The 22,635-nt window shown below is 36.6% G+C and carries 19 protein-coding genes; 11 read left to right on the top strand and 8 right to left on the bottom strand.

Translation table 11 applies throughout. The annotated features are described in order from the left end of the window. Nucleotides 1–394 precede the first annotated feature (394 nt). From AC3WSO_RS24295 to dnaA, 7 genes are all read right to left on the bottom strand, one after another. Nucleotides 395–1,477, bottom strand: a complete 1,083-nt coding sequence (locus AC3WSO_RS24295) for an HD-GYP domain-containing protein (RefSeq protein WP_492534216.1) — start codon at nucleotides 1,475–1,477, stop codon at nucleotides 395–397. Nucleotides 1,478–1,626: 149 nt separating this feature from the next. Further along, the gene (gene gyrA / locus AC3WSO_RS24290; protein ID WP_492534215.1) at nucleotides 1,627–4,107 is read right to left on the bottom strand and encodes a DNA gyrase subunit A; all 2,481 of its coding nucleotides are present in this window, start codon (nucleotides 4,105–4,107) and stop codon (nucleotides 1,627–1,629) included. Between the two features lie 25 nt (nucleotides 4,108–4,132). Continuing rightward, nucleotides 4,133–6,067 (bottom strand): DNA topoisomerase (ATP-hydrolyzing) subunit B, encoded by a 1,935-nt coding sequence (gyrB, locus tag AC3WSO_RS24285; protein WP_492534213.1) that lies wholly within the window; start codon nucleotides 6,065–6,067, stop codon nucleotides 4,133–4,135. Between the two features lie 92 nt (nucleotides 6,068–6,159). Continuing rightward, entirely contained in the window at nucleotides 6,160–7,275 is a 1,116-nt protein-coding gene (recF, locus tag AC3WSO_RS24280; RefSeq protein ID WP_492534211.1) for a DNA replication/repair protein RecF, read from the bottom strand. A gap of 3 nt (nucleotides 7,276–7,278) precedes the next feature. Then, nucleotides 7,279–7,503, bottom strand: a complete 225-nt coding sequence (gene yaaA, locus AC3WSO_RS24275; RefSeq protein WP_197142965.1) for a S4 domain-containing protein YaaA — start codon at nucleotides 7,501–7,503, stop codon at nucleotides 7,279–7,281. A 166-nt stretch (nucleotides 7,504–7,669) separates the two neighbouring features. Next, nucleotides 7,670–8,806, bottom strand: coding sequence for a DNA polymerase III subunit beta (gene dnaN / locus AC3WSO_RS24270; protein WP_197142964.1), 1,137 nt, complete (start codon nucleotides 8,804–8,806; stop codon nucleotides 7,670–7,672). Between the two features lie 169 nt (nucleotides 8,807–8,975). Further along, nucleotides 8,976–10,325: a chromosomal replication initiator protein DnaA gene (gene dnaA / locus AC3WSO_RS24265; RefSeq protein WP_197142963.1), complete on the bottom strand. Its 1,350-nt coding sequence runs from the start codon at nucleotides 10,323–10,325 to the stop codon at nucleotides 8,976–8,978. 558 nt (nucleotides 10,326–10,883) lie between these two features. Here dnaA and rpmH point away from each other — a divergent pair. The 11 genes from rpmH to AC3WSO_RS24210 all read left to right on the top strand — a co-directional run bounded on the left by rpmH (nucleotide 10,884) and on the right by AC3WSO_RS24210 (nucleotide 22,041). Further along, nucleotides 10,884–11,018: a 50S ribosomal protein L34 gene (rpmH, locus tag AC3WSO_RS24260; RefSeq protein WP_004233310.1), complete on the top strand. Its 135-nt coding sequence runs from the start codon at nucleotides 10,884–10,886 to the stop codon at nucleotides 11,016–11,018. 101 nt (nucleotides 11,019–11,119) lie between these two features. Further along, nucleotides 11,120–11,464 (top strand): ribonuclease P protein component, encoded by a 345-nt coding sequence (gene rnpA, locus AC3WSO_RS24255; protein WP_197142962.1) that lies wholly within the window; start codon nucleotides 11,120–11,122, stop codon nucleotides 11,462–11,464. Nucleotides 11,465–11,753: 289 nt separating this feature from the next. After that, nucleotides 11,754–12,524 (top strand): membrane protein insertase YidC, encoded by a 771-nt coding sequence (gene yidC / locus AC3WSO_RS24250; protein WP_492534209.1) that lies wholly within the window; start codon nucleotides 11,754–11,756, stop codon nucleotides 12,522–12,524. Further along, on the top strand, nucleotides 12,521–13,330 hold the full coding sequence (gene jag, locus AC3WSO_RS24245) for an RNA-binding cell elongation regulator Jag/EloR (protein WP_492534207.1): 810 nt from the start codon (nucleotides 12,521–12,523) through the stop codon (nucleotides 13,328–13,330). The genes yidC and jag overlap by 4 nt, the downstream gene beginning before the upstream one ends. A 417-nt stretch (nucleotides 13,331–13,747) precedes the next feature. Next, nucleotides 13,748–15,133 (top strand): tRNA uridine-5-carboxymethylaminomethyl(34) synthesis GTPase MnmE, encoded by a 1,386-nt coding sequence (gene mnmE / locus AC3WSO_RS24240; RefSeq protein WP_492534205.1) that lies wholly within the window; start codon nucleotides 13,748–13,750, stop codon nucleotides 15,131–15,133. 28 nt (nucleotides 15,134–15,161) lie between these two features. Beyond that, the gene (gene mnmG, locus AC3WSO_RS24235; protein ID WP_492534203.1) at nucleotides 15,162–17,057 is read left to right on the top strand and encodes a tRNA uridine-5-carboxymethylaminomethyl(34) synthesis enzyme MnmG; all 1,896 of its coding nucleotides are present in this window, start codon (nucleotides 15,162–15,164) and stop codon (nucleotides 17,055–17,057) included. A gap of 414 nt (nucleotides 17,058–17,471) precedes the next feature. After that, nucleotides 17,472–18,188, top strand: a complete 717-nt coding sequence (gene rsmG / locus AC3WSO_RS24230) for a 16S rRNA (guanine(527)-N(7))-methyltransferase RsmG (protein WP_492534202.1) — start codon at nucleotides 17,472–17,474, stop codon at nucleotides 18,186–18,188. Nucleotides 18,189–18,367: 179 nt separating this feature from the next. Beyond that, nucleotides 18,368–19,267 (top strand): nucleoid occlusion protein, encoded by a 900-nt coding sequence (noc, locus tag AC3WSO_RS24225; protein WP_492534201.1) that lies wholly within the window; start codon nucleotides 18,368–18,370, stop codon nucleotides 19,265–19,267. 376 nt (nucleotides 19,268–19,643) lie between these two features. Then, on the top strand, nucleotides 19,644–20,405 hold the full coding sequence (locus AC3WSO_RS24220) for a ParA family protein (protein ID WP_492534200.1): 762 nt from the start codon (nucleotides 19,644–19,646) through the stop codon (nucleotides 20,403–20,405). Beyond that, on the top strand, nucleotides 20,398–21,246 hold the full coding sequence (locus tag AC3WSO_RS24215) for a ParB/RepB/Spo0J family partition protein (protein WP_492534199.1): 849 nt from the start codon (nucleotides 20,398–20,400) through the stop codon (nucleotides 21,244–21,246). The genes AC3WSO_RS24220 and AC3WSO_RS24215 overlap by 8 nt, the downstream gene beginning before the upstream one ends. 78 nt (nucleotides 21,247–21,324) lie before the next feature. Beyond that, nucleotides 21,325–22,041, top strand: a complete 717-nt coding sequence (locus AC3WSO_RS24210; RefSeq protein ID WP_492534198.1) for a DUF554 domain-containing protein — start codon at nucleotides 21,325–21,327, stop codon at nucleotides 22,039–22,041. Here AC3WSO_RS24210 and yyaC read toward each other — a convergent pair. After that, nucleotides 21,958–22,590: a spore protease YyaC gene (yyaC, locus tag AC3WSO_RS24205; RefSeq protein WP_492534196.1), complete on the bottom strand. Its 633-nt coding sequence runs from the start codon at nucleotides 22,588–22,590 to the stop codon at nucleotides 21,958–21,960. The genes AC3WSO_RS24210 and yyaC overlap by 84 nt on opposite strands. Nucleotides 22,591–22,635: the final 45 nt, after the last annotated feature.

Raw genomic sequence — 22,635 nt, 5'->3', positions numbered from 1 at the left:
TTAATCTTTTTTAACGCCACCTCTTGGCGACTCATTAATAATACCAAGAATCTAAAACTATGTCAACACTTTCTCAAAATTAATTAATAGTTTTTTAAAATCTATTATTCGTCTATACCAATATGTTCAGAGGATTAGTCTGGAAGTGGAAACTTCAGTAGCTGACGCTTCACTTACGTTACATAAAACACTTGCTTAAAGAAGTTAACTAATTTCAAAGAACTTATTTCTCTATGTGACTTGTTTTTATGAGATCCATCTTCTCGTACTTAGCTCGCTTCATTTAAACGTTGAAGTCTTTGTTGATACTTTTGTTTTATCACCTATATAATTTATCGATCGAATTAAAAATAAAAAAGGCAAACTCCAATGTAAATGGGTTGCCTTTCAACTATTATAAATTTGTTATAATACGTGAAATATAGAAGGTACGATTTTTACTTAAATCAAATATCTCCCCTGATTGGCTTAATTTAATAAGTGGTCGAGTTGGTGCAAATTTATTTACAAACATCACTTCGCCTTGTTCCAGATTAGATAGTTCAACGATTGTCCCTATAGGAAGGTCAGCAACAATATCTATCAGTGCACGTACTACTTTAATATCGAACTTCCCAAATTCAGATTCATTAATCATCTCTATGACTTTAAAAGAAGATTGCTTTGTTCTATACACTCGCTCACATGTCATTGCATGGAATACATCTGCAACAGCGATAATTTGAGCGAAAGTAGAAATATTAGCGATTTTTTCTCCTTTCGGATAACCACTACCGTTTAAACGCTCGTGGTGCTGGAAAATAGCCTCTTTCATTGTATCCTTTAAGATTGTTACATCTTTGACCATATTATAGCTATAAATCGGATGCTTATAAATTTCATTAAACTCATGCTCTGTTAAGGTTGTTTTTTTATCGCGGATACGCGGATGAACTTTTGCCATTCCACAATCAGCTAATAACCCACCAATTGCAACTTGAATTGTAATTCCTTTGTCATAGCCTAATTTTTGTGCAATCACCGAAGAAATCAATGCTGTTGCTACACAATGGTGGTACAAATAGTCTTTTGGATTTGAAAACTCATTTAAATCAAAAATTACTGTACGATCTTCTAAAAACATTTCTAATAGTGGCAAAATAATTTTGCGCGCTTTCGCAATATCTACCTTTGCACCAGCTTCCCAATTTTTAAATTCCTTTTTAAACTGTTCAACTGAGTTGTCATAAATCTTTCTAAAAGTCGGTATAGGTTCTGTTGGAACAATTAAATCTGTTTCTTTTACTTCTGATTGAGTTTCTACACCTTCTTTATAAACAGGAACTCTTGAAATATTAAAAGCAAAAAAAACTTGTAAATGATCGTGAGAAATTATTGTGTTTTTAAAAATTATTGGATATTGTGTATTAGCAAAAATATCTTCAGAAATTACTTTACCAATGCGTAACTCCGAAATTGGGACATATATAGTTTCCACGCAATTAACTCCTCTTCACTATTTCACTTGCATAAATATAAGATTAAATTTATTTTATCATGGAATTCAAAATAATTACTTATTTTTCATGATTTATGTAAAAAAAACCGATGAACGGCAAACATTAGCTGTCGTCATCGGTCTTTTTATTATTCTTCTACTTGGGCATTTTCTTCGTCCGATTCTTCTTCGATCGATTCTTCTTCTTTTTCAACCTTCGCTACAGTTGCAACAAGCTCGTCATCGCCTAAACGAATTAAACGAACACCTTGTGTACTACGACCAATTAATGAAATATCATTCACATCCATACGGATTAGCATGCCATTAATTGTGATCAGCATTAAATCTTCTGAACCATCAACCGTTTTTACAGCTACCATTGGACCGTTTTTATCAGTGATTTGAATTGTTTTTAATCCAACACCACCACGGCTTTGTAAACGATATTCCTCTTCAGATGTACGTTTACCGTAACCTTTTGCTGTAACAACTAAAATTTCCTGTTCCGGTTCAATGATTTCCATACCAACTACTTCGTCACCATCACGTAGTTTAATACCTCGTACACCACCTGCAGTACGGCCCATTGAACGGATATCATCCTCTTGGAAACGTACAAGCATTCCATCACGAGTACCGATAATCACTTGTTTCTCGCCATCTGTTAAACGAACAGAAATAAGATCATCATCTTCTCGCAAACTTATAGCTATTAAGCCGTTTGTTCGGATATTAGCAAATTGAGATACTGGTGTACGCTTTGTAATACCTGTTTTAGTAGTGAAGATAAAGTATGCATCATCATCAAATGAACCTACACGGATCATTGCGGTTACTTTTTCACCTTTTTCAATATTGAGTAAGTTCACAATCGGTAATCCCTTCGCTGTACGACCAAATTCAGGGATTTCATAACCTTTTGCTCTAAACACTTTCCCTTTTGAAGTGAAGAATAAAATTGTATCATGTGTAGAAGTATTCATAAGATGCTCTACAAAATCATCTTCATTTGTGCCCATACCTTGTACACCGCGACCGCCACGTTTTTGACTACGATATGTATTCGCAGCTAAACGTTTGATATAACCATTGTGCGTTAAAGTTACGACTGAATTTTCGACTGGAATTAAATCTTCGTCCTCAATCATTTCTAAACCGCCAGAAGTAATTTCAGTGCGACGTGTATCATTAAAGCGATCTTTTACTTCTAATATTTCAGTGCGAATAATATCAACAATTTTAGCTTCATCCGCTAAAATTGCTTTTAATTCAGCAATTAATATTTGAAGCTCTTGGTATTCTGCTTCAATCTTTTCACGCTCTAATCCACTTAAACGAACTAAACGCATATCTAAAATAGCTTGCGCTTGACGTTCAGATAAATTGAATCGCTCCATTAATAGAGGTTTCGCTTCATCTCCACTACGAGAACCACGAATAATAGCAATAATTTCATCAATATGATCAAGAGCAATACGTAAGCCTTCTAAAATATGTGCACGATCTTCCGCTTTCCTTAATTCAAATTCCGTACGACGACGAATAATAACCTTTTGGTGCTCTAAATAATGATGCAACATTTCTTTTAAGCCCATTACTTTAGGCTGACCATTTACTAATGACAGCATATTAATACCGAAGCTCGATTGCATAGCTGTTTGTTTATATAAATTATTTAAAACTACATTTGCATTTGCATCTTTACGAACTTCAATGACTACTCGCATACCACGTCGGTCAGATTCATCACGTAAATTTGTAATACCATCAATTTTTTTATCGCGTACAAGCTCTGCTATTTTTTCAATAAGCTTAGCTTTATTCACTTGGTATGGTAATTCATGAATAAGAATTGTTTCTTTACCATTTGATTTTTGTTCAATCTCTACCTTTGCGCGAATAATGATGGAGCCACGACCAGTATCATAGGCACGGCGAATACCACTACGACCTAAAATTAAACCACCAGTTGGGAAATCAGGTCCTGGAATAATTTCCATCAATTCTTCTGTTGTGATAGCTGGATTTTCTGAAAGTGCTATCACTGCATCTATCGTTTCCCCAAGTTGATGTGGCGGAATATTTGTCGCCATACCAACTGCAATTCCTGCTGCTCCATTTACTAATAAGTTTGGATAGCGACTAGGAAGGACGATAGGTTCCTTTTCTGAACCATCATAGTTATCTGTATAGTCAATTGTGTCTTTATTGATATCACGAAGCATTTCCATTGCAATACGAGACATACGTGATTCTGTATAACGCATTGCTGCCGCTCCGTCGCCATCGACAGATCCAAAGTTACCATGACCATCGACTAACATGTAACGATAGCTGAAATCTTGCGCCATACGTACCATTGCATCATATATAGATGAGTCACCATGTGGGTGATATTTACCCATTACGTCCCCAACAATACGTGCTGATTTTTTGTACGCTTTATCAGCTGTATTCCCTAGTTCCTGCATGCCATATAAAATACGGCGATGTACAGGCTTTAATCCATCTCGTACGTCTGGTAATGCACGAGAAACGATTACACTCATCGCATAATCGAGGAAGGATGTTTCAATTTCTTTTGTTATATTAACTCCTTTAACACCGGAGCGTTCTTGTTCTGACAAAGTGTAGACCTCCTCTCAAGAAAAATTAAATATCTAAATTAGCGTATACTGCATTCTCTTCGATAAATTGACGACGTGGTTCAACTTCATCGCCCATTAAACGCTCAAATGCTTGGTTTGCTTTAATTGCATCATCTAATTCCACTTGTAACAATGTGCGGTGCTCAGGATCCATTGTAGTTTCCCAAAGCTGCTCTGCATTCATTTCTCCAAGACCTTTGTATCGTTGTACATTTGGTTTTGGCATTTTCGGTAACCGTTCTAAAATTTCTTGAAGAGTAACATCATCATAGCAATACTCAACATGTTTCCCTTGCTTAACTTGATAAAGAGGTGGCTGTGCAATATAAATATAACCTGCCTCTACGAGAGGTCGAAGGAAACGGAAGAAGAATGTTAAAAGTAATGTGCGGATGTGCGCACCATCAACATCGGCATCTGTCATAATAACGATTTTATGATAACGAGCTTTTTCTAAAGTAAACTCTTCACCAATACCTGTGCCAAATGCTGTAATCATTGCACGGATCTCTGCATTCGATAAAATTTTATCTAAACGTGCTTTTTCAACGTTAAGGATTTTACCACGTAACGGTAAGATTGCTTGGAAGTGTCGGTCACGTCCAGATTTCGCAGATCCTCCGGCAGAGTCACCCTCAACGATATAAATTTCGCATTCAGATGGATTTGTAGATGAACAGTCAGCTAATTTACCTGGCAAACTCGATACTTCAAGTGCATTTTTACGACGTGTAAATTCACGTGCTTTTTTAGCAGCGACACGTGCACGAGCAGCCATTAAACCTTTTTCTACAACCTTACGAGCAACAGTTGGATTTTCTAACATAAATCGTTCAAAACCATCTGAGAACAATGAGTTAGTAATTTGGCTAACTTCAGAGTTACCAAGCTTTGTTTTTGTTTGTCCTTCAAATTGTGGATCTGGATGCTTAACCGAAACAATAGCCGTTAATCCTTCTCGAACATCTTCACCAGTAAGATTTGCATCTGACTCTTTTAAAAGTCCATTTTTTCGTGCGTAATCATTAATAACACGTGTTAGAGCAGTTTTAAAACCAGATTCATGTGTACCGCCTTCATACGTATTAATGTTATTAGCAAATGAGAAAATATTAGAAGAGAATCCAGCGTTATATTGCATGGCAATTTCAACTGAAATACCATCCTTTTCTCCAAGAACATCTATCGGATCATGGATTGGCTCTTTAGATTGATTCAAATGCTCTACATAAGAACGAATACCACCTTCATAATGATACGTAGTAGAACGTTCTTCGCCTTCGCGTTCATCAGCAATTGTAATCCTAATACCACGATTCAAGTACGCTAATTCTCGAATACGATGAGCTAAAATATCATATTCATAAACAGTCGTTTCTTTAAATATTTCAGGGTCTGCTTTAAAACGTGTAGTTGTACCGTTACGATCTGAATCACCAATAATCTTTAACTCTTGAATAGTTTTTCCACGTTCAAATTTAATTTCATGAATATGACCTTCACGATGAACTTGAACGATTGTCTCAACTGATAGAGCATTTACAACAGATGCCCCTACACCATGAAGACCGCCTGAAACTTTGTATCCTCCACCGCCAAACTTACCTCCAGCATGGAGCACTGTCATAATAACTTCAACAGCAGGCTTCCCCATTTTCTCTTGAATACTTACCGGAATACCACGACCATTGTCCTCTACACGAATCCAATTGTCCTGTTCTATCGTTACTTTTATATCTGTACAAAATCCTGCAAGTGCCTCATCAATACTGTTATCAACAATTTCCCATACTAAATGGTGAAGCCCTTTAGAGCTTGTTGAACCAATATACATCCCTGGTCTTTTACGTACAGCTTCTAATCCTTCTAATACCTGTATCTGATCAGCTTCATAAGCTTGATTTTGTAAACCTTCGTTCTCTATAGCCACGGCTTTCATCTACTCCTTCATAACATCATTGTGTGTAAATGAATGAACAGTCAACCGAGCTGACTATTACCATTCTTTTGTAATCTAAAAAACTCCCCGGGCTAACTTTCTTCAATCGCTCCTTGTTTCACGTGAAACAGCTGTGCATGCTCCATCGTTTCATGATGAATTCCATCAACACTCGTAGTCGTAACAAAGGTTTGAACTTCACCTTGAATGGTGTTTAATAAATGCGATTGACGATAATCATCGAGTTCCGACAATACATCATCTAAAAGTAGTATGGGTGTTTCATTTGTTTCTTGTTTAATTAACTCGATTTCAGCAAGTTTTAATGAAAGAGCAGTTGTACGTTGCTGTCCTTGTGAACCGTATGTCTGAACATCGTAGCCATTGACTAAAAACTGCAAATCATCTCGGTGTGGACCAACTAGTGTTACGCCTCGATCAAACTCACGGTCCTTAGCTTCTATTAGCTTTTTATGCAAATAGCCTTCAATTTCACTGGAAGTATGTTCTTTTTCAATACCCGCTACTGTGCGGTATTTAATAGCTAACGTTTCCTTCCCTTGTGAAATACCTGAGTGAATTGGCTCTGCCCACTCTTGCAATAAATCCATAAATTGAAATCTTTTTCGAATAATTTGGGTAGCTGCGTGAATATATTGTTCATTATAAACTTCGTACATCACGTCATCTGGCATCTTTTTACCTTGATTCATTTTTAAAAAATGGTTACGTTGCTTTAAAATTTTTTGAAAGGTTAATAAATCATGCAAATAAACAGGCGAAATTTGCCCAATCTCCATATCAATAAAACGTCGTCGTAATTGCGGACTCCCCTTTACGACATTTAAATCTTCAGGTGCAAACATAACGACATTCATTTGGCCAATATAATGACTGAGGCGGCTTTGTTCTATATGATTTATCTTACCTTTTTTGCCTTTTTTCGTAATCGTAAGCTCAATCGGTAAAATACCATGCCTTTTTTGAACGGCCCCTTCTATTTTACCATAGTCTGTATCCCAACGTATTAATTCTTTATCGTTCGTTGTTCGATGAGATTTAGCCATCGCTAACACGTAAATAGATTCCATAACATTTGTTTTCCCTTGTGCATTTTCACCAATGAAAACATTTATTTTTGGAGAGAAGTTTAATGCTAAATCATCATAGTTACGGTAATTTGTAAGTTTTAACTGCTCTATCTGCATAGTCTATTGTCCAGTTGTGCCAACGATACGAAATCGACCACATCCAGGAATATTTACAATATCACCATCACGCAATTTACGACCGCGGCGATCATCTATTTCTCCATTTACATAAACATCATTTTCATGTAAAAACCACTTCGCCATGCCACCAGAGCTAATAGCATCGGTCATTTTTAAAAGTTGCCCTAATGTGACAAATTCTACATCAATTTTTATGTCCTTCATAGTTGAGTTCCCCTCCAAATACAGACTGTCTATCTCTCTATCATACCTAAAATTCCTCCATAAGTAAAAAAAGATAGCCGCAACTAGCGACTATCAGAACGTTTTTCAAAGCATTTAGAGCTTGAAGGTATGGCGTTTATTCTCTCCAACCAAAACTGTTTGAAATTTAATAAGTTCGAACAGGTAAAATCAACTGTAAAATTGCATCGTCATGAACAGAACGTAAAATAAACGGTCTCATAGCTCCTGTGAATTGAATGACTACTTCTTGACCATCTATTGCTTTCAATGCTTCCATCATGTACTTCGCACTGAAAGAAATTTTTAAGTTCTCCCCTTCTAATGACTCAACAGGAATTTCTTCTTGGACTTTACCGATTTCTGGAGAGTTAGAAGAAACTTCAACAGATTGATTATCAAAAATCTCAAAACGTACAACATTATTACGGTCACCTCGAGCAACAAGAGATGCACGATCAATTGCTTGTAATAACGATTTACCATTAATCGTTAGATTTGTTTGATATTCTTCTGGGATTAAACGAGTTGTATCTGGGTAGTTACCTTCAAGTAAACGAGAGAAGAATAATACTTCTCCAGTTTTAAATAACACTTGCTGGCTCGTAATAACGATTTGAACAAGATTTGTTGAATCTTCTAAAACTTTATTTAACTCATTTAAGCTTTTACCAGGAATAACAACACTATGTTCAACTTCAGGTAAATTTTCCAGTTGAACTTTACGTCTTGCCAAACGGTGGCTATCTGTTGCAACACAGATTAACGCTTCGTTTTTAATCTGCCAGTTTACACCTGTCAACACCGGTCTACTTTCTGAAGTGGCAACAGCAAATACTGTTTCACGGATAATTGACTTTAATAGGTCTGCAGGAATAGTAAATTTTTGATCCTCTGTTAATTCAGGTAATAAAGGATATTCAGTAGCATCTGAGCCAATTAAGTGGAATTCAGATTTACCTGAACGGATATGAGTTTGGAAACCAGCTGTTACTTGAATTTCAACCTCATTTGTTGGTAACTTACGTACAATTTCATTAAACATACGAGCTTGTACAACAATTGATCCTGTTTCTGTAATATGAATTATTTGTTGGCCATCTTCTTCAACTGGAATAAATGTTTGTATAGTAATATCAGCGTCACTACCTGTTAAACGAATACCCTCTGTTGTTACATCGATTTTAATCCCCGTTAAAATTGGAATAGTTGTTTTAGAACTTACGGCTTTCATGACATCATTTAAACCCTCTAATAAACGGTCACGTAAAATATCAAATTTCATTCGTTTTCCCTCACATATTTATATTATTTATTTATATAAAATAAAAAAGATATAGTAATAGGCCCTGTGGATTTGTGGATAAGTGTGTTTAAGTGAATAAAATCAGTCTATCCACATGTAGATAGACTGTGTATAAGTTTGTGTTTAAACGTATGGGTTGTCCACAGTATTATTTCCCTAGCATGCTTCGAATTTGTTTAATATCTTGCTGAAGCTGAACGTCATTTTTCAACATAGAAGATATTTTTTCGTGAGCATGTATAACAGTAGTATGGTCGCGTCCACCAAATTCTTCGCCAATTTTCGGCAGCGAAAAATCTGTTAATTCGCGAGATAAATACATCGCGACTTGACGTGGAAAGGCAATTAATTTTGTACGTTTTTTCGCGGCGAAATCCTCTAAACGAATGTTAAAGTGCTCACCTACTGCATTTTGAATGTCTAGTATAGTGACAGTTCGTGGCTTTGAATTAGGAATAATATCCTTTAGTGCCTCAGCAGCCAAAGTTGCATTAATATCCTTGTTAACAAGCGATGAATAGGCAACGACGCGAATAAGCGCACCTTCAAGCTCCCGAATATTGGAGTCAATCTGGTTCGCAATATAGAGCATGACTTCATTTGGCACTTCTAGACCATCAGCCTTTGCTTTTTTTCGAAGAATAGCGATACGAGTTTCCAAATCAGGAGGCGCAATATCTGTAATTAGCCCCCATTCGAATCGAGAACGTAAACGATCTTCCAATGTCGGAATTTCCTTAGGCGGACGGTCACTGGAAATAACAATTTGTTTCGATTCTTCATGCAATGTATTAAAAGTGTGGAAAAATTCTTCCTGAGTAGATTCTTTTCCAGCTAGAAATTGAATATCATCAATTAGCAGCACATCTACATTGCGATATTTATTGCGGAAATCAAGTGCCTTATTATCTCGAATTGAGTTAATAAATTCATTTGTAAATTTTTCAGATGATAAATAGACTACCTTTGCATTTGGATTATGTTCAAGTACATAATGGCCAATTGCATGCATTAAGTGTGTTTTGCCAAGCCCTACTCCCCCATAGATAAAGAACGGGTTATAAGCCTTCGCAGGTGCTTCTGCAACAGCTAGCGAGGCAGCATGTGCAAAGCGGTTACCAGAGCCAATAACAAACGTATCAAAAGTATACTTCGGGTTTAACATACCTGGTGAAATATCATGGTGATCGTCATTTTTTGCTTGGATAATCGGCGCTGGTAAATCGAAATCGTCCGAATCCTGGTTTTTTTGAACAACAAACTTAATAAGCAAGTCTTCGCCTGTAAGCTCCGTTAATATACCTGTAATCAAATGAATATAATGATTCTCAAGCCAGTCTCGAGCAAACGAATTTGGCGCAGCAATCGTCACAGTAGAACCACTACCATTGTAGGAAAGTAGTTTAGTAGACTTTAGCCACGTTTCGAAGCTTGGTTTAGAAATTTTTTGTTCAACTTGAGCCAGGACATTATTCCATAGTTCTTCTAAATGTTCCAAGCTGCTAATCTCCTTTACAGTTCAATACAAATTAAAAATAGCGCATTTATAGAAACGGTAAACACGTTCATTTTACAACTAGTCCACAAACTCACAAGTTGTGGATAAAAGTTAACCAAAGGCTGTGATAAAAATTATCCACAGCATATTAACAGTTGTGGATAAAATAATAAGTAATTTCAGTTTTCAACAAAGTGAAGCACAGATATCGTATCAGAAAAACAAAGCTATTTCAATAGTTTGTGAAACTTATCCACATACCTTTTATTTATGCACTTCAAAGTTGTCCACAAGGTCTGTGTATGTGAAAAAGGTGTAGATAAGTGTTGTGGATAAAAAAATATGCAAAAAATACTATACACAACTCTGTGTAAAAAAAACAAGTATTCTGTGGATAATTATTTTTATTCAGGAGAAGAGGATTTTAGGGAAATATAGATAAGGATTTGCTCAAATATATAAATTTATAAAAGTCATTGACAAAATAACTAGTTACTTTATATAATATTCAGGTCTGTATGTTGAAAAATTCAACTCATTCAGGAGGTGTCTATATAAATGAAACGTACTTACCAACCAAAGAAACGTAAGCACAGCAAAGTTCACGGTTTCCGCGCACGTATGAGCACGAAAAACGGTCGCAAAGTTCTTGCTGCTCGTCGTCGTAAAGGAAGAAAAGTATTATCAGCTTAAAATAAGTCCACTGAGACACATCAGTGGTCTTTTTTTTCTTTATTTTTGGGAAAACTAGAAATGAGGATTAAAGGATAACTATCGAGTAGCAGGTGAAAGTAATGAAAAAACGCCAACGAGTGAAAAAAAACGATGATTTTCAAAAGGTGTTTAAGAAAGGTAAATCTTTCGCTAATCGTCAGTTTGTCGTATATTTTTTAGAAAAAGAGGGACAAACAGAGTTTCGTGTAGGATTATCGGTTAGCAAAAAACTTGGGAATGCAGTAACACGCAACCAGATTAAGCGCTATATTCGACAGAGTATTCATGAATTAAAAGATGAAGTGAAGCAGAATATGGACTATGTTATTATCGCCAGACAACCGGCGGCCACTATGGATTTTCATGAAGTAAAACAAAGTTTGCAGCATGTACTACGAATCGCAAAAGTTTTGAAGAAGACGTAATAATGATGGCAACCAAAGTGGTGAAATAAAAGCGTTTCTGCGCGAAAGTGAAATTACCAAAAATACACATAGGGGTATTTTGAAGTGAGATTTCACTGGGATATGTGAATGATTAGTAACATTACTTAGCAAATATATGTACATTGTTAGAATATTTAGTAGAGTGAAACGTTATATGCATGATAAAATAACTGATAACTTTATTCAGTAGCAGGAAACTGTAAATGTATAAAGAAGAGAATGCATATAGTTTTAGAAAAAGTGAATAGTATTTGTAGGGGGAAGAAGGTTGAAGAAACAACTTTGGGTAATTTTGTCGCTAGTATCAGTAGTATTACTACTATCTGGTTGTACAGAATTCAATGAACCAATCTCCAAAGAAAGCACAGGCTTCTGGAATGAATTCATTGTTTGGCCATTAGTGTCAGCGATTAAATACTTTGCTGATATCCTTGGTTCATATGCATGGGGGATTATTGTTGTAACGATTATTATTCGTTTAGCCATTCTTCCATTGATGATTAAACAAACAAAGAGCTCTAAAAAAATGCAAGAAATTCAGCCAAAACTGAAGGAATTGCAAAAGAAGTATGCTTCTAAGGATGCACAGACACAGCAACAGTATCAGCAAGAGATGATGAAGCTTATGAGTGAGTCTGGTGTCAATCCACTTGCTGGATGTTTACCTGTATTCATTCAAATGCCAATTTTAATTGGTTTCTACCATGCGATTAGTCGTATGAATGCTACAGCTGCATTCGATTTAGGGAATTTCTTTATTTTCCCGTTAGCAGATCCTGCACCGGCATTAGCAATTACTGCTGGTTTAATGCAATTTATCGTTTTACGTACGGGCCCTGCGATGGATAACCCTCAAATGAAAATAATGATGTACATTATGCCATTTATGATTATTGGTTTCGGTATGGCATTACCAGCAGCATTATCACTATACTGGGTAATCGGTAACATTATTTCGATTGCTCAAAACCTGTTTATTTATAAACCTTGGAAAAAAGATAAAACACAACCTGCTCAAAATGGAGGGGCTAAAAAGTGATACAACTTACGCAAATAGGCGCAACAACACAAGAAGCGATCTCATTAGCGTTACAGAAACTTGGCAAAACCCGTGAACAAGTAGATGTTGAAGTTTTACAAGAAGGTAAAAAAGGATTTTTAGGTTTTGGGGCACGATCTGCAGAAGTTCGTGTAACAGTAAAGGAAGTACAGGTTCGACCAACGATTGAGGCGGAAAAAGCTGAACAGCAAAATACAACTCAATTTGTCGAATCGACAGTAATAGATGATGTTGAAACAATAAGTTCACAAGTTTCTGAACAACTAAATGATATCGAAGCGGTTCAACAAGTCGTAGAGGAACAAAAAGAGGGAGAAGATACCTCGGTGAACCCAATTGAAGATGCAAAGTCTTATTTAGTAAACATTGCAAAACAATTGGATATTCATGATCTTGAAATTGAAACGACACGTGAAGGGAAATATGTATTATTTCAGCTGAAAAGCGAGAAAGCTGCACTGCTTATAGGGAAACGTGGTCAAACATTAAATTCCTTGCAGCAATTAACACATCTTGTGTTAAATAAAAGTGCTAAGCAGTTCTTAATGGTGAAATTAGATGTAGAAAATTATCGTGAACGTCGTCAAGAAGCATTGGAGTTATTGGCAGATCGTATGGCGGATAAAGCACTTCGCTTAAATCAGCGTGTAACGTTTGAGCCAATGCAGTCGTACGAAAGAAAAGTTATTCATAATCAATTGGCAAATCGCCTTGATATTGAAACATACTCAGAAGGAACGGAGCCTAATCGTTATTTAGTCATTGAACCTGTCAAAAACGACTAAGCTTCGTAAAAACATACAGACAAAACTAAAGTCATTTTATCTTCACGATAAAATGACTTTTTTATGTTGTTGAAAACTAAAGCGAGTAGCCGAACGGAAATCCCCTCGTTTAAAGCGCCACAACATTTACAAAGATTTCGTTGACGATTTTGATTTTTTATCTGTTAAAGCAATTAACTATAAGATTTTTTATTGTGGACAACCGAGGGTATAGTTTTCGTTTAAGTTAAGTATTAAATATTCTAACGTGCGTAGCCTTTGTCGAAATATGTGCTAAAATGTAGAGCTTTCTGATTATCCACAATTGGAAATTATCCTTACTTTAGATTTTGCAGAAAATATGTTAGTCTAAGGTGTTAGTAAGTATTGGTCGGTTTTTATTTATCCACATGTGGATAACGTTAAGGAGGTCATTAAATGGAGTTCGATACAATTGCTGCGATATCCACACCTATGGGTGAAGGCGCTATTGCTATTGTTCGTTTAAGTGGGGACGAAGCAGTCTCAATTGCAGATAAAATATTCAGATCGCCTGGTGGAAAAAGTTTAACAACGAAGGCTTCACATACAATTCATTATGGACATTTGGTCGATCCAAAAACGAATGAGGTTGTAGAGGAAGTAATGCTGTCATTAATGCGCGGACCTAAAACATTCACTCGTGAGGATGTAATAGAAATAAACTGTCACGGGGGACTTGTTTCGGTAAACCGTGTATTAAAGCTAGTATTAACTAATGGAGCAAGACTAGCAGAACCAGGTGAATTTACAAAACGTGCATTTTTAAATGGACGCATCGATTTATCACAGGCTGAAGCGGTTATGGATTTAATAAGAGCGAAAACAGATAGAGCGATGAATGTAGCGTTAGGACAAATGGATGGCAAATTATCGCGTTTAATTGGTGACTTACGCCAAGCATTACTAGAGACATTAGCGCAAGTTGAGGTTAATATAGATTATCCGGAGTATGATGATGTAGAAGAAATGACAGTACCAGTATTAGTAGAAAAATGTACATGGGTACGAAATGAAATTATAAAACTTTTGCAAACATCTTCTCAGGGGAAAATATTACGAGAGGGTCTATCAACTGTGATTTTAGGTCGCCCAAACGTTGGGAAATCTTCTCTTTTAAATAGTTTAGTACAGGAGAATAAGGCTATTGTGACGGATATAGCAGGGACAACTCGTGATATTATAGAAGAGTACGTGAATGTACGTGGTGTTCCGCTTCGTTTAGTCGATACAGCTGGTATTCGAGAAACAGAGGATATCGTTGAACGAATTGGTGTTGAACGTTCACGTGAGGCGTTGCGTGGCGCAGATTTAATTTTATTTGTTTTAAACTACGCCGAAGAATTGACTGCCGAGGATGAGCGTCTATTCGAAACGATTAAAGCGATGGATTACATCGTTATTGTGAATAAAACAGATCTACCGCAAAAAATCGATCTAGCACAAGTCAAAGAGCTAGCAGGCAACCGTCGCGTTGTGACAACTTCTCTTTTACAAGAAGAGGGTATCGCAGAACTAGAGGAAGCGATTGCCGCGTTATTCTTTGAAGGGCAAATTGAAGCGGGCGATTTAACATATGTTTCAAATGCAAGACATATTGCATTACTTCATCAAGCACAAGCAACGGTCGAGGATGCATTAGCTGCAGCACAAGCTGATGTACCTGTTGATATGGTGCAAATAGATGTAACAAGAACATGGGAATTACTTGGTGAAATTATAGGTGACACAGTACAGGAAAGCCTAATCAATCAGTTATTTTCACAGTTCTGCTTAGGAAAATAATTTTATTAAAGAAAGGAAGATACGAGCTATGCCAACAAAATATGAGGCAGGCACGTTTGATGTTATCGTAATTGGCGCAGGTCACGCAGGTTCTGAAGCTGCTTACGCCGCAGCCAAAATGGGTGCTAACACACTGATGTTAACAATCAATTTAGATATGATTGCATTTATGCCATGTAATCCTTCCATTGGTGGTCCTGCCAAAGGAATCGTAGTACGAGAAATTGACGCATTAGGTGGCGTCATGGGGAAAGTTATTGATAAAACGCATATTCAAATGCGTATGTTAAATACAGGGAAAGGTCCTGCTGTGCGTGCATTACGTGCGCAAGCGGACAAAGTTTTATACCAACAAGAAATGAAACGCGTGTTGGAGGAAACTGAAAACTTAACAATGCACCAAGGTATGGTGGAAGAGTTAATTATCGAAGACGGGGAAGTAAAAGGCGTTATTACACAAATCGGTGCTATTTACCGCGCTAAAACAGTTGTTATCACAACAGGTACATTCCTTCGCGGTGAAATCATTATTGGAGACATAAAGTATTCAAGTGGTCCTAATAACCAACAACCTTCTATTCGTTTAGCAGATAACTTAAAAGAGATTGGCTTTGACCTTGTGCGTTTTAAAACAGGTACACCACCACGAGTGAATAGCCGTACAATTGATTATGATAAAACAGAGATTCAACCAGGGGATGAAGTTCCACGTGCATTTAGCTTTGAAACAACTGAATTCATCATGGATCAACTACCTTGCTGGCTGACTTATACAAGTCTAGAAACACATGAAATTATCGAGGCAAACCTACACCTTTCACCGATGTACTCAGGGATGATTAAAGGTACGGGTCCACGTTATTGCCCTTCTATTGAGGACAAAGTTGTGCGATTTAACGATAAACCGCGCCACCAAATTTTCTTAGAGCCAGAAGGTCGCGATACACGTGAAGTGTATGTACAAGGTTTATCAACTAGCTTACCAGAGCATGTACAAACACGTTTACTAAAATCAATTCCAGGCTTAGAGAAAGCAGAAATGATGCGTGCTGGCTATGCTATTGAGTACGATGCAATCGTGCCAACACAATTATGGCCAACGTTAGAAACAAAACGTATTAAAGGCTTATATACTGCTGGTCAAATCAATGGTACTTCAGGTTACGAGGAAGCGGCAGCTCAAGGCTTAATGGCCGGGATGAATGCTGCTGCTAATGCGCTTGGAAAAGAAGAATTAATCTTAGGCCGTTCAGATGCTTATATTGGCGTATTAATTGATGATCTAGTAACAAAGGGAACAAATGAACCGTATCGCTTACTAACATCTCGAGCGGAATATCGTTTACTACTTCGTCATGATAACGCTGATTTACGTTTGGTAGAGCAAGGGTTTAATATGGGAATGATTACTGAGGAAAGATATGCAAAATTCAATGAGAAAAAAGAGCTGATTGAAAATGAAATTGCACGTCTTCGTGAAGTTATTATTAAACCAAATGAAACCACACAAGCTGTTATTCGCTCTGTAGGTGGCAGTGAACTAAAAGATGGTATTCGTGGAGCAGATTTATTAAAGCGTACAGAAATGAATTATGGTTTAATTTCTTCATTAATTCCAGCAGACATAGAGTTTTCGGATGAAGTGAAGGAACAAATTGAAATTCAGCTTAAATATGAAGGCTATATTGAAAAAGCATTGCAACAAGTTGAAAAGCTTCATAAAATGGAGAATAAAAAAATCCCTGAAAATATTGATTATGATGCTATTTCAGGTTTAGCAACAGAAGCTCGACAAAAATTAAAACAAGTTACACCACTTTCCATTGCCCAAGCATCGCGAATCTCTGGTGTAAACCCAGCAGATATATCAATATTACTTGTTTATATTGAGCAAGGTAAAATCGCACGCGTCAGCGGCGAATAATTAAGAACAGTAAAGTGAATAAGGGGCGGGCATACCTTTGTGCCCGCTTCCTATTTTTAACTTCTTTCAGCATTCATCTCCCATCTCCATAGGCGGTGAGATGAATGCGGTTTTAAATCACTATTTCAGAGGTTTCAAACATCTGTACCTGTCGCTACGCTTTCTGGTACAAAAGACATCCGCTGAAATAGAGGAACACAGTCTAAGAACGCCACGTCCTGTGGCATTATCGAAATGACCGGCATCGTGTCGGCCCTCGTGCAAGCCTAAGCACAAAGCCGATTCAGGACGCAATTATGCCGAGGCATAATTGATGGCTATACTATTTTTATATAGTTGATTTTAGAGCGAGCAAATACATGCTTACAAGTCAATGTAGGGATAGTAAAGCCATATAGAAAAAGGAGACTTTACATGAACGAACAACAATTTATCGAGGCTTTAAAGAAAAAGGGCATCGAACTCTCTGAAAAGCAGATTGCTCAATTCAAAAAATATTTTGAGTTACTTGTTGAGTGGAATGAAAAGATGAACTTAACAGCTATTACCGATTTAGAAGGTGTTTATTTAAAACATTTTTATGATTCGATTAGTGCCTCTTTCTATTTTGATTTTTCAACAGTAACAACAGTTTGTGATGTAGGAGCAGGTGCTGGTTTCCCAAGTATTCCAATTAAAATCTGTTTCCCACATTTACATGTAACAATTGTCGATTCTTTAAATAAAAGAATTACATTTTTAAATCATTTAAGTGATGAGTTACAATTAGAGAATATGAATTTTGTACATGCACGTGCAGAGGAATTTGCTCAAAATGCGAAGTATCGTGAACAGTTTGATGTTGTAACAGCTCGTGCAGTAGCCCGCTTATCGGTTTTATCCGAGTTATGTGTCCCACTAGCGAAACAAGGTGGTTATTTTGTTGCTTTAAAAGCAGCAGCTGGTGCGGAAGAATTAAAAGATGCCAAAAAAGCATTGACTACATTAGGGGTTGCACTAAAAGAAGAGTTTTCTTTCCAGCTACCTGTTGAAGAAAGTGACCGCATGTTATATATCTTTGATAAAATAAAAGGAACACCAAAAAAATATCCGCGTAAACCAGGTGTACCAAATAAATCACCGATTCAATAATTAGTGTTTCATGTGAAACTTCTCAAAGTAGAAAATATTTTTTCTATTTTGAGCATACATACTAGTTATGGATGGTTCACGCAAATGACATCTACGAACTATATACATTTTAAGAAATATAATAAATAATAATAGAATAAAACAGAGCAAGATAGTTACTTAAAGGTGGTGCCACTTGGATGAAAAGTCCTTTTTCACGTTTTTTTGGAGGCGGAAATAAAACTGAGCCTATTGTGAAAAATGAAGTAGAACAAGCAGAGACGGTTCATGCAGCGGAAGAGGTTATAAAGCTGCCGATTGATCAAATTGTGCCTAACCGTTTTCAGCCACGTACTATTTTTGATGATGAAAAAATTGAAGAGTTATCAAGAACCATTCATACGCATGGTGTAATTCAGCCAATTGTTGTACGTAAAACAGCAGAAAATCATTATGAAATTATTGCTGGTGAGCGTCGTTATCGAGCAATGAAAAAGCTACAATGGACAGAAGTTCCGGCAATTATAAGAAATTTAACTGATAAGGAAACAGCCTCTATCGCGTTAATTGAGAACTTACAGCGTGAGGAGTTAACAGCAATTGAAGAAGCTGTTGCCTATCAAAAATTATTGGAGCTTCATGAGCTGACACAAGAAGCTCTAGCCCAACGACTTGGAAAAGGACAATCCACGGTAGCCAATAAATTGCGTTTATTAAAGCTTCCTGAAGAAGTACAGCACGCTATTTTAAAACGTGAAATCTCTGAACGACATGCACGTGCATTAATTGCAATTAAAGATCAGCCACTACAGCTAGAAGTTTTACAACAAACGATTGAAAATGATTGGAATGTTCGTCAGTTAGAAGAGCAAATTTATTCTTTATTGCATCCAGAGTTGGAAGTACAAGAAGAAGCAGAGCCGAAAAAAGTAAAGCCGAAGCGTAAGGCCATTAGTAAAGACGTACGTATTGCTTTAAACACGATTAAACAATCGTTATCAATGGTAACAAAGAGCGGTATTACAGTTAAGACTGAAGAAGAAGATACAGAGGAATATTATCAAATTACAGTGAAAATCCCTAAAAAGAAAAAATCTTAAGTCGTGATTGAAGTTTTAATAAAAAATGACTTTTATGACATCATCAAAATTGAGGATGTCATCTGTATACCATATAAGTTGATTAGAGTGGAGGCTGGGCAACTCATTGCAGCTTATCGGACGTCCTCAGGAAAGTGTCCGGCCGGAACGGAAATCACCCCCACGTTATGATGATAAGTCGTTTTTATATCTCTGTATGGAGGAGACATCTTAGTTATATTTCTGAGATGTCTCCTTTTTTGCATATATTCTTAATATTTTATACAACTCTGTTCTGTTTTTTTGATAGAATGAAAGTAAGATAGACGTATTGAATAGTGATTTTACAAATGATTTGTCAAAGTGGACTTTGATAGATGAAAGCAGGTGCTTTTAAATGGGTAGAATTATAGCAATCGCCAATCAAAAAGGTGGCGTAGGAAAAACAACGACATCGGTCAATTTGAGCGCTTGTCTAGCATATTTAGGGAAGAAAGTACTCTTAATCGATACTGATCCACAAGGAAATACAACAAGTGGACTTGGTGTTAATAAGGGAGAACTTCACGGCTGTATTTATGATGTGTTAATTGATGATGAAAAAGTTGAAAACGTCATTCAACAAACAAATGTCGAAAACTTAGCAATTGTTCCGGCAACCATTTCATTAGCAGGAGCAGAAATTGAATTAGTTTCGACTATTTCCAGAGAAGTACGTTTAAAGCATGCCCTTCAAGATGTAAAAGAAGACTATGATTATATTATTATTGATTGTCCGCCTTCATTAGGGCTACTAACAATTAATGCTTTAACGGCTTCGGATGCACTCATTATTCCTGTACAATGCGAATATTACGCATTAGAGGGATTAAGCCAGTTGTTATCAACTGTCCGGTTAGTGCAAAAACATTTAAATCAGCAATTATACATTGACGGTGTATTATTGACGATGCTTGATGCACGAACAAACCTTGGCTTACAAGTTATTGATGAAGTAAAAAAATATTTCCAAGAAAAAGTATACAAAACAATTATTCCTCGTAATGTGCGATTAAGTGAGGCTCCAAGCCATGGACAGCCAATTATCACTTATGACGCAAAATCAAGAGGTGCAGAAGTGTATTTAGAGATGGCGAGGGAAGTGATTAAAAATGGCTAAAGGTTTAGGAAGAGGCATAAGTGCACTATTTCCTGGGGAGTCTTTAGAACAAAGTGGGCAAGTGGAAGACATACAATTAGAACTTATCGTCGCCAACCCATTTCAACCACGTAAAATATTTGATGAAGAAACTTTACAAGAATTAGCTGACTCTATACAGGAACATGGCATTTTACAGCCTATTGCTGTGCGTAAAAAGGGACGTAAATATGAAATCGTAGCGGGGGAACGCCGTTATAGAGCAACTCAATTAGCAGGGTTAGAAGTTATTCCAGCTATTATAAAAGAGCTAACAGATACGCAAATGATGGAGCTAGCTATTTTAGAAAATTTGCAGCGTGAAGATCTGACAGTTATTGAAGAGGCTGAGGCATACCAAAGCTTAATGGAAAACTTACATTTAACACAAGAGGAACTATCCAAACGATTAGGGAAGAGTAGACCGCATATTGCCAATCACGTTCGTTTACTTGCATTACCAGAGGATGTTCGTAAGTTTATGAACGATGGGACACTATCGATGGGACAAGGACGAGCATTACTTGGATTGAAAAATAAAAGAAGAATATCAGAAGTGGCAAGTAAGGTCATTAAACAAGGTTTAAATGTGCGACAAGTTGAAATGTTAGTACACAACTTAAATGAAGAAGTTTCACGTGAAACAACTCAACCGAAGAAAAAGGATATATTTGTTGCAGCTAAGGAATCACAGTTACGTGATTATTTTGGAACAAATGTACAAATTAGAAAAGCTAATAATAAAGGGAAAATTGAAATTGAATTTTACTCTGAAGATGATTTAGAACGTATTTTAGAAATACTAAATTTACAAGAAGAGTAAGAGAAATATCGATAACGTAATCAGAGCGCCAAACTTCAAGGCGCTCTCTATTTTTCTAGAGAGAAAGAAGGTAGGGACGTGGTATTACTAGGGGCATTCATTAACGCGCTGCTCATTATGGCAGGTGCATTGGTAGGACGCATTTTTAAAAATATACCTGAATCGATGAAGTCTACTGTATTATCGATTATCGGTTTAGCAGTTGCACTTTTAGGGATTAAAATGGGCTTTGAAAGTGATAATTTTATTATTCTAATGATAAGTTTAGTGGTCGGTACAGTAATTGGTGAGTGGTTAGATTTAGAAAAGCAAATGAATAGACTTGGACAATGGGTAGAATCTTTATTCAGTAAAAAACGTACTGATAATAATCAAATTAGTATAGCAGAAGGCTTTGTGACAGCTTCTTTAATCTTTGTAGTTGGCTCTATGGGCGTCATTGGTGCACTCGATAGTGGTCTGCGTAATGATCATAATGTACTGATTACGAAAGGATTAATCGATGGATTTATATCGGTCATCTTAACATCCACATTAGGTATTGGCGTACTATTATCTGCATTACCTGTATTCGTCTATCAAGGATTAATTGCACTTTTTGCGGGTGTTATCAGCTCTTTTATACCAGAGGCTGCACTACAAATGTTTATTCAAGAAATGACTGCTGTAGGCGGTGTAATGATTTTTGCCATTGGTTTAAATATAGCAGGTTTAACTAAAATCAAGGCTGCTAACTTGTTGCCAGGTATCGTTGTTGTCGGTATTGTGGTTGCCATCTTCTATATTTTTCAATGAGTAACGATGTGCAGCGAGCAATAGAGCCCTTGAAAGCTTTTCAGCCATTGCATAGGAAATATGAAGTCTTGTATTTTGTAAAACAAGCATTTCCATAAAGCCTCCAACATTGACGATTCCCTTAATAGAAATGTCACCGATTGGAGGTAATTGTTTTTTCACAGCTTTTCCGGGAAAAATAGGTCCGTTCTGTACAGAAATATGTCCAACATTTTTTTCACTTCCAAGACATGCATCAATCGCAATAATGAAAGGTTTTATAGTATGATTGTGTAGCTGTTGCATAGTAGTGTCTAAATTAAGGGCATGTAAAGGATTGTCTAAAGAGCCTACAATTTCATAGGGAAAACTAACTGACTTTTTTAAGAAGCTACCTGTTAACGGCCCAAGCGTATCACCTGTACAACGGTCACTTCCAATACAACAGAAAATAAGGCGTTCATGATGAAAGGGTATATGTTCTAAAAATAATGTACTTAATTGCCAAACGATGTTTTTACTTTCATGATGAAGAGAATAAGGGAGTAACAATTTTGGTATAGTATTCATAGAAAAACTCGCTTTCCTTTTTATTTGTAAGAAGTGCTCGATTTT

The organism is Lysinibacillus sp. EB106-09-02-XG168, assembly GCF_058791475.1.
Note: the sequence above shows the minus strand (reverse complement) of the source record. Positions and strands in the feature narration are given on the sequence as shown.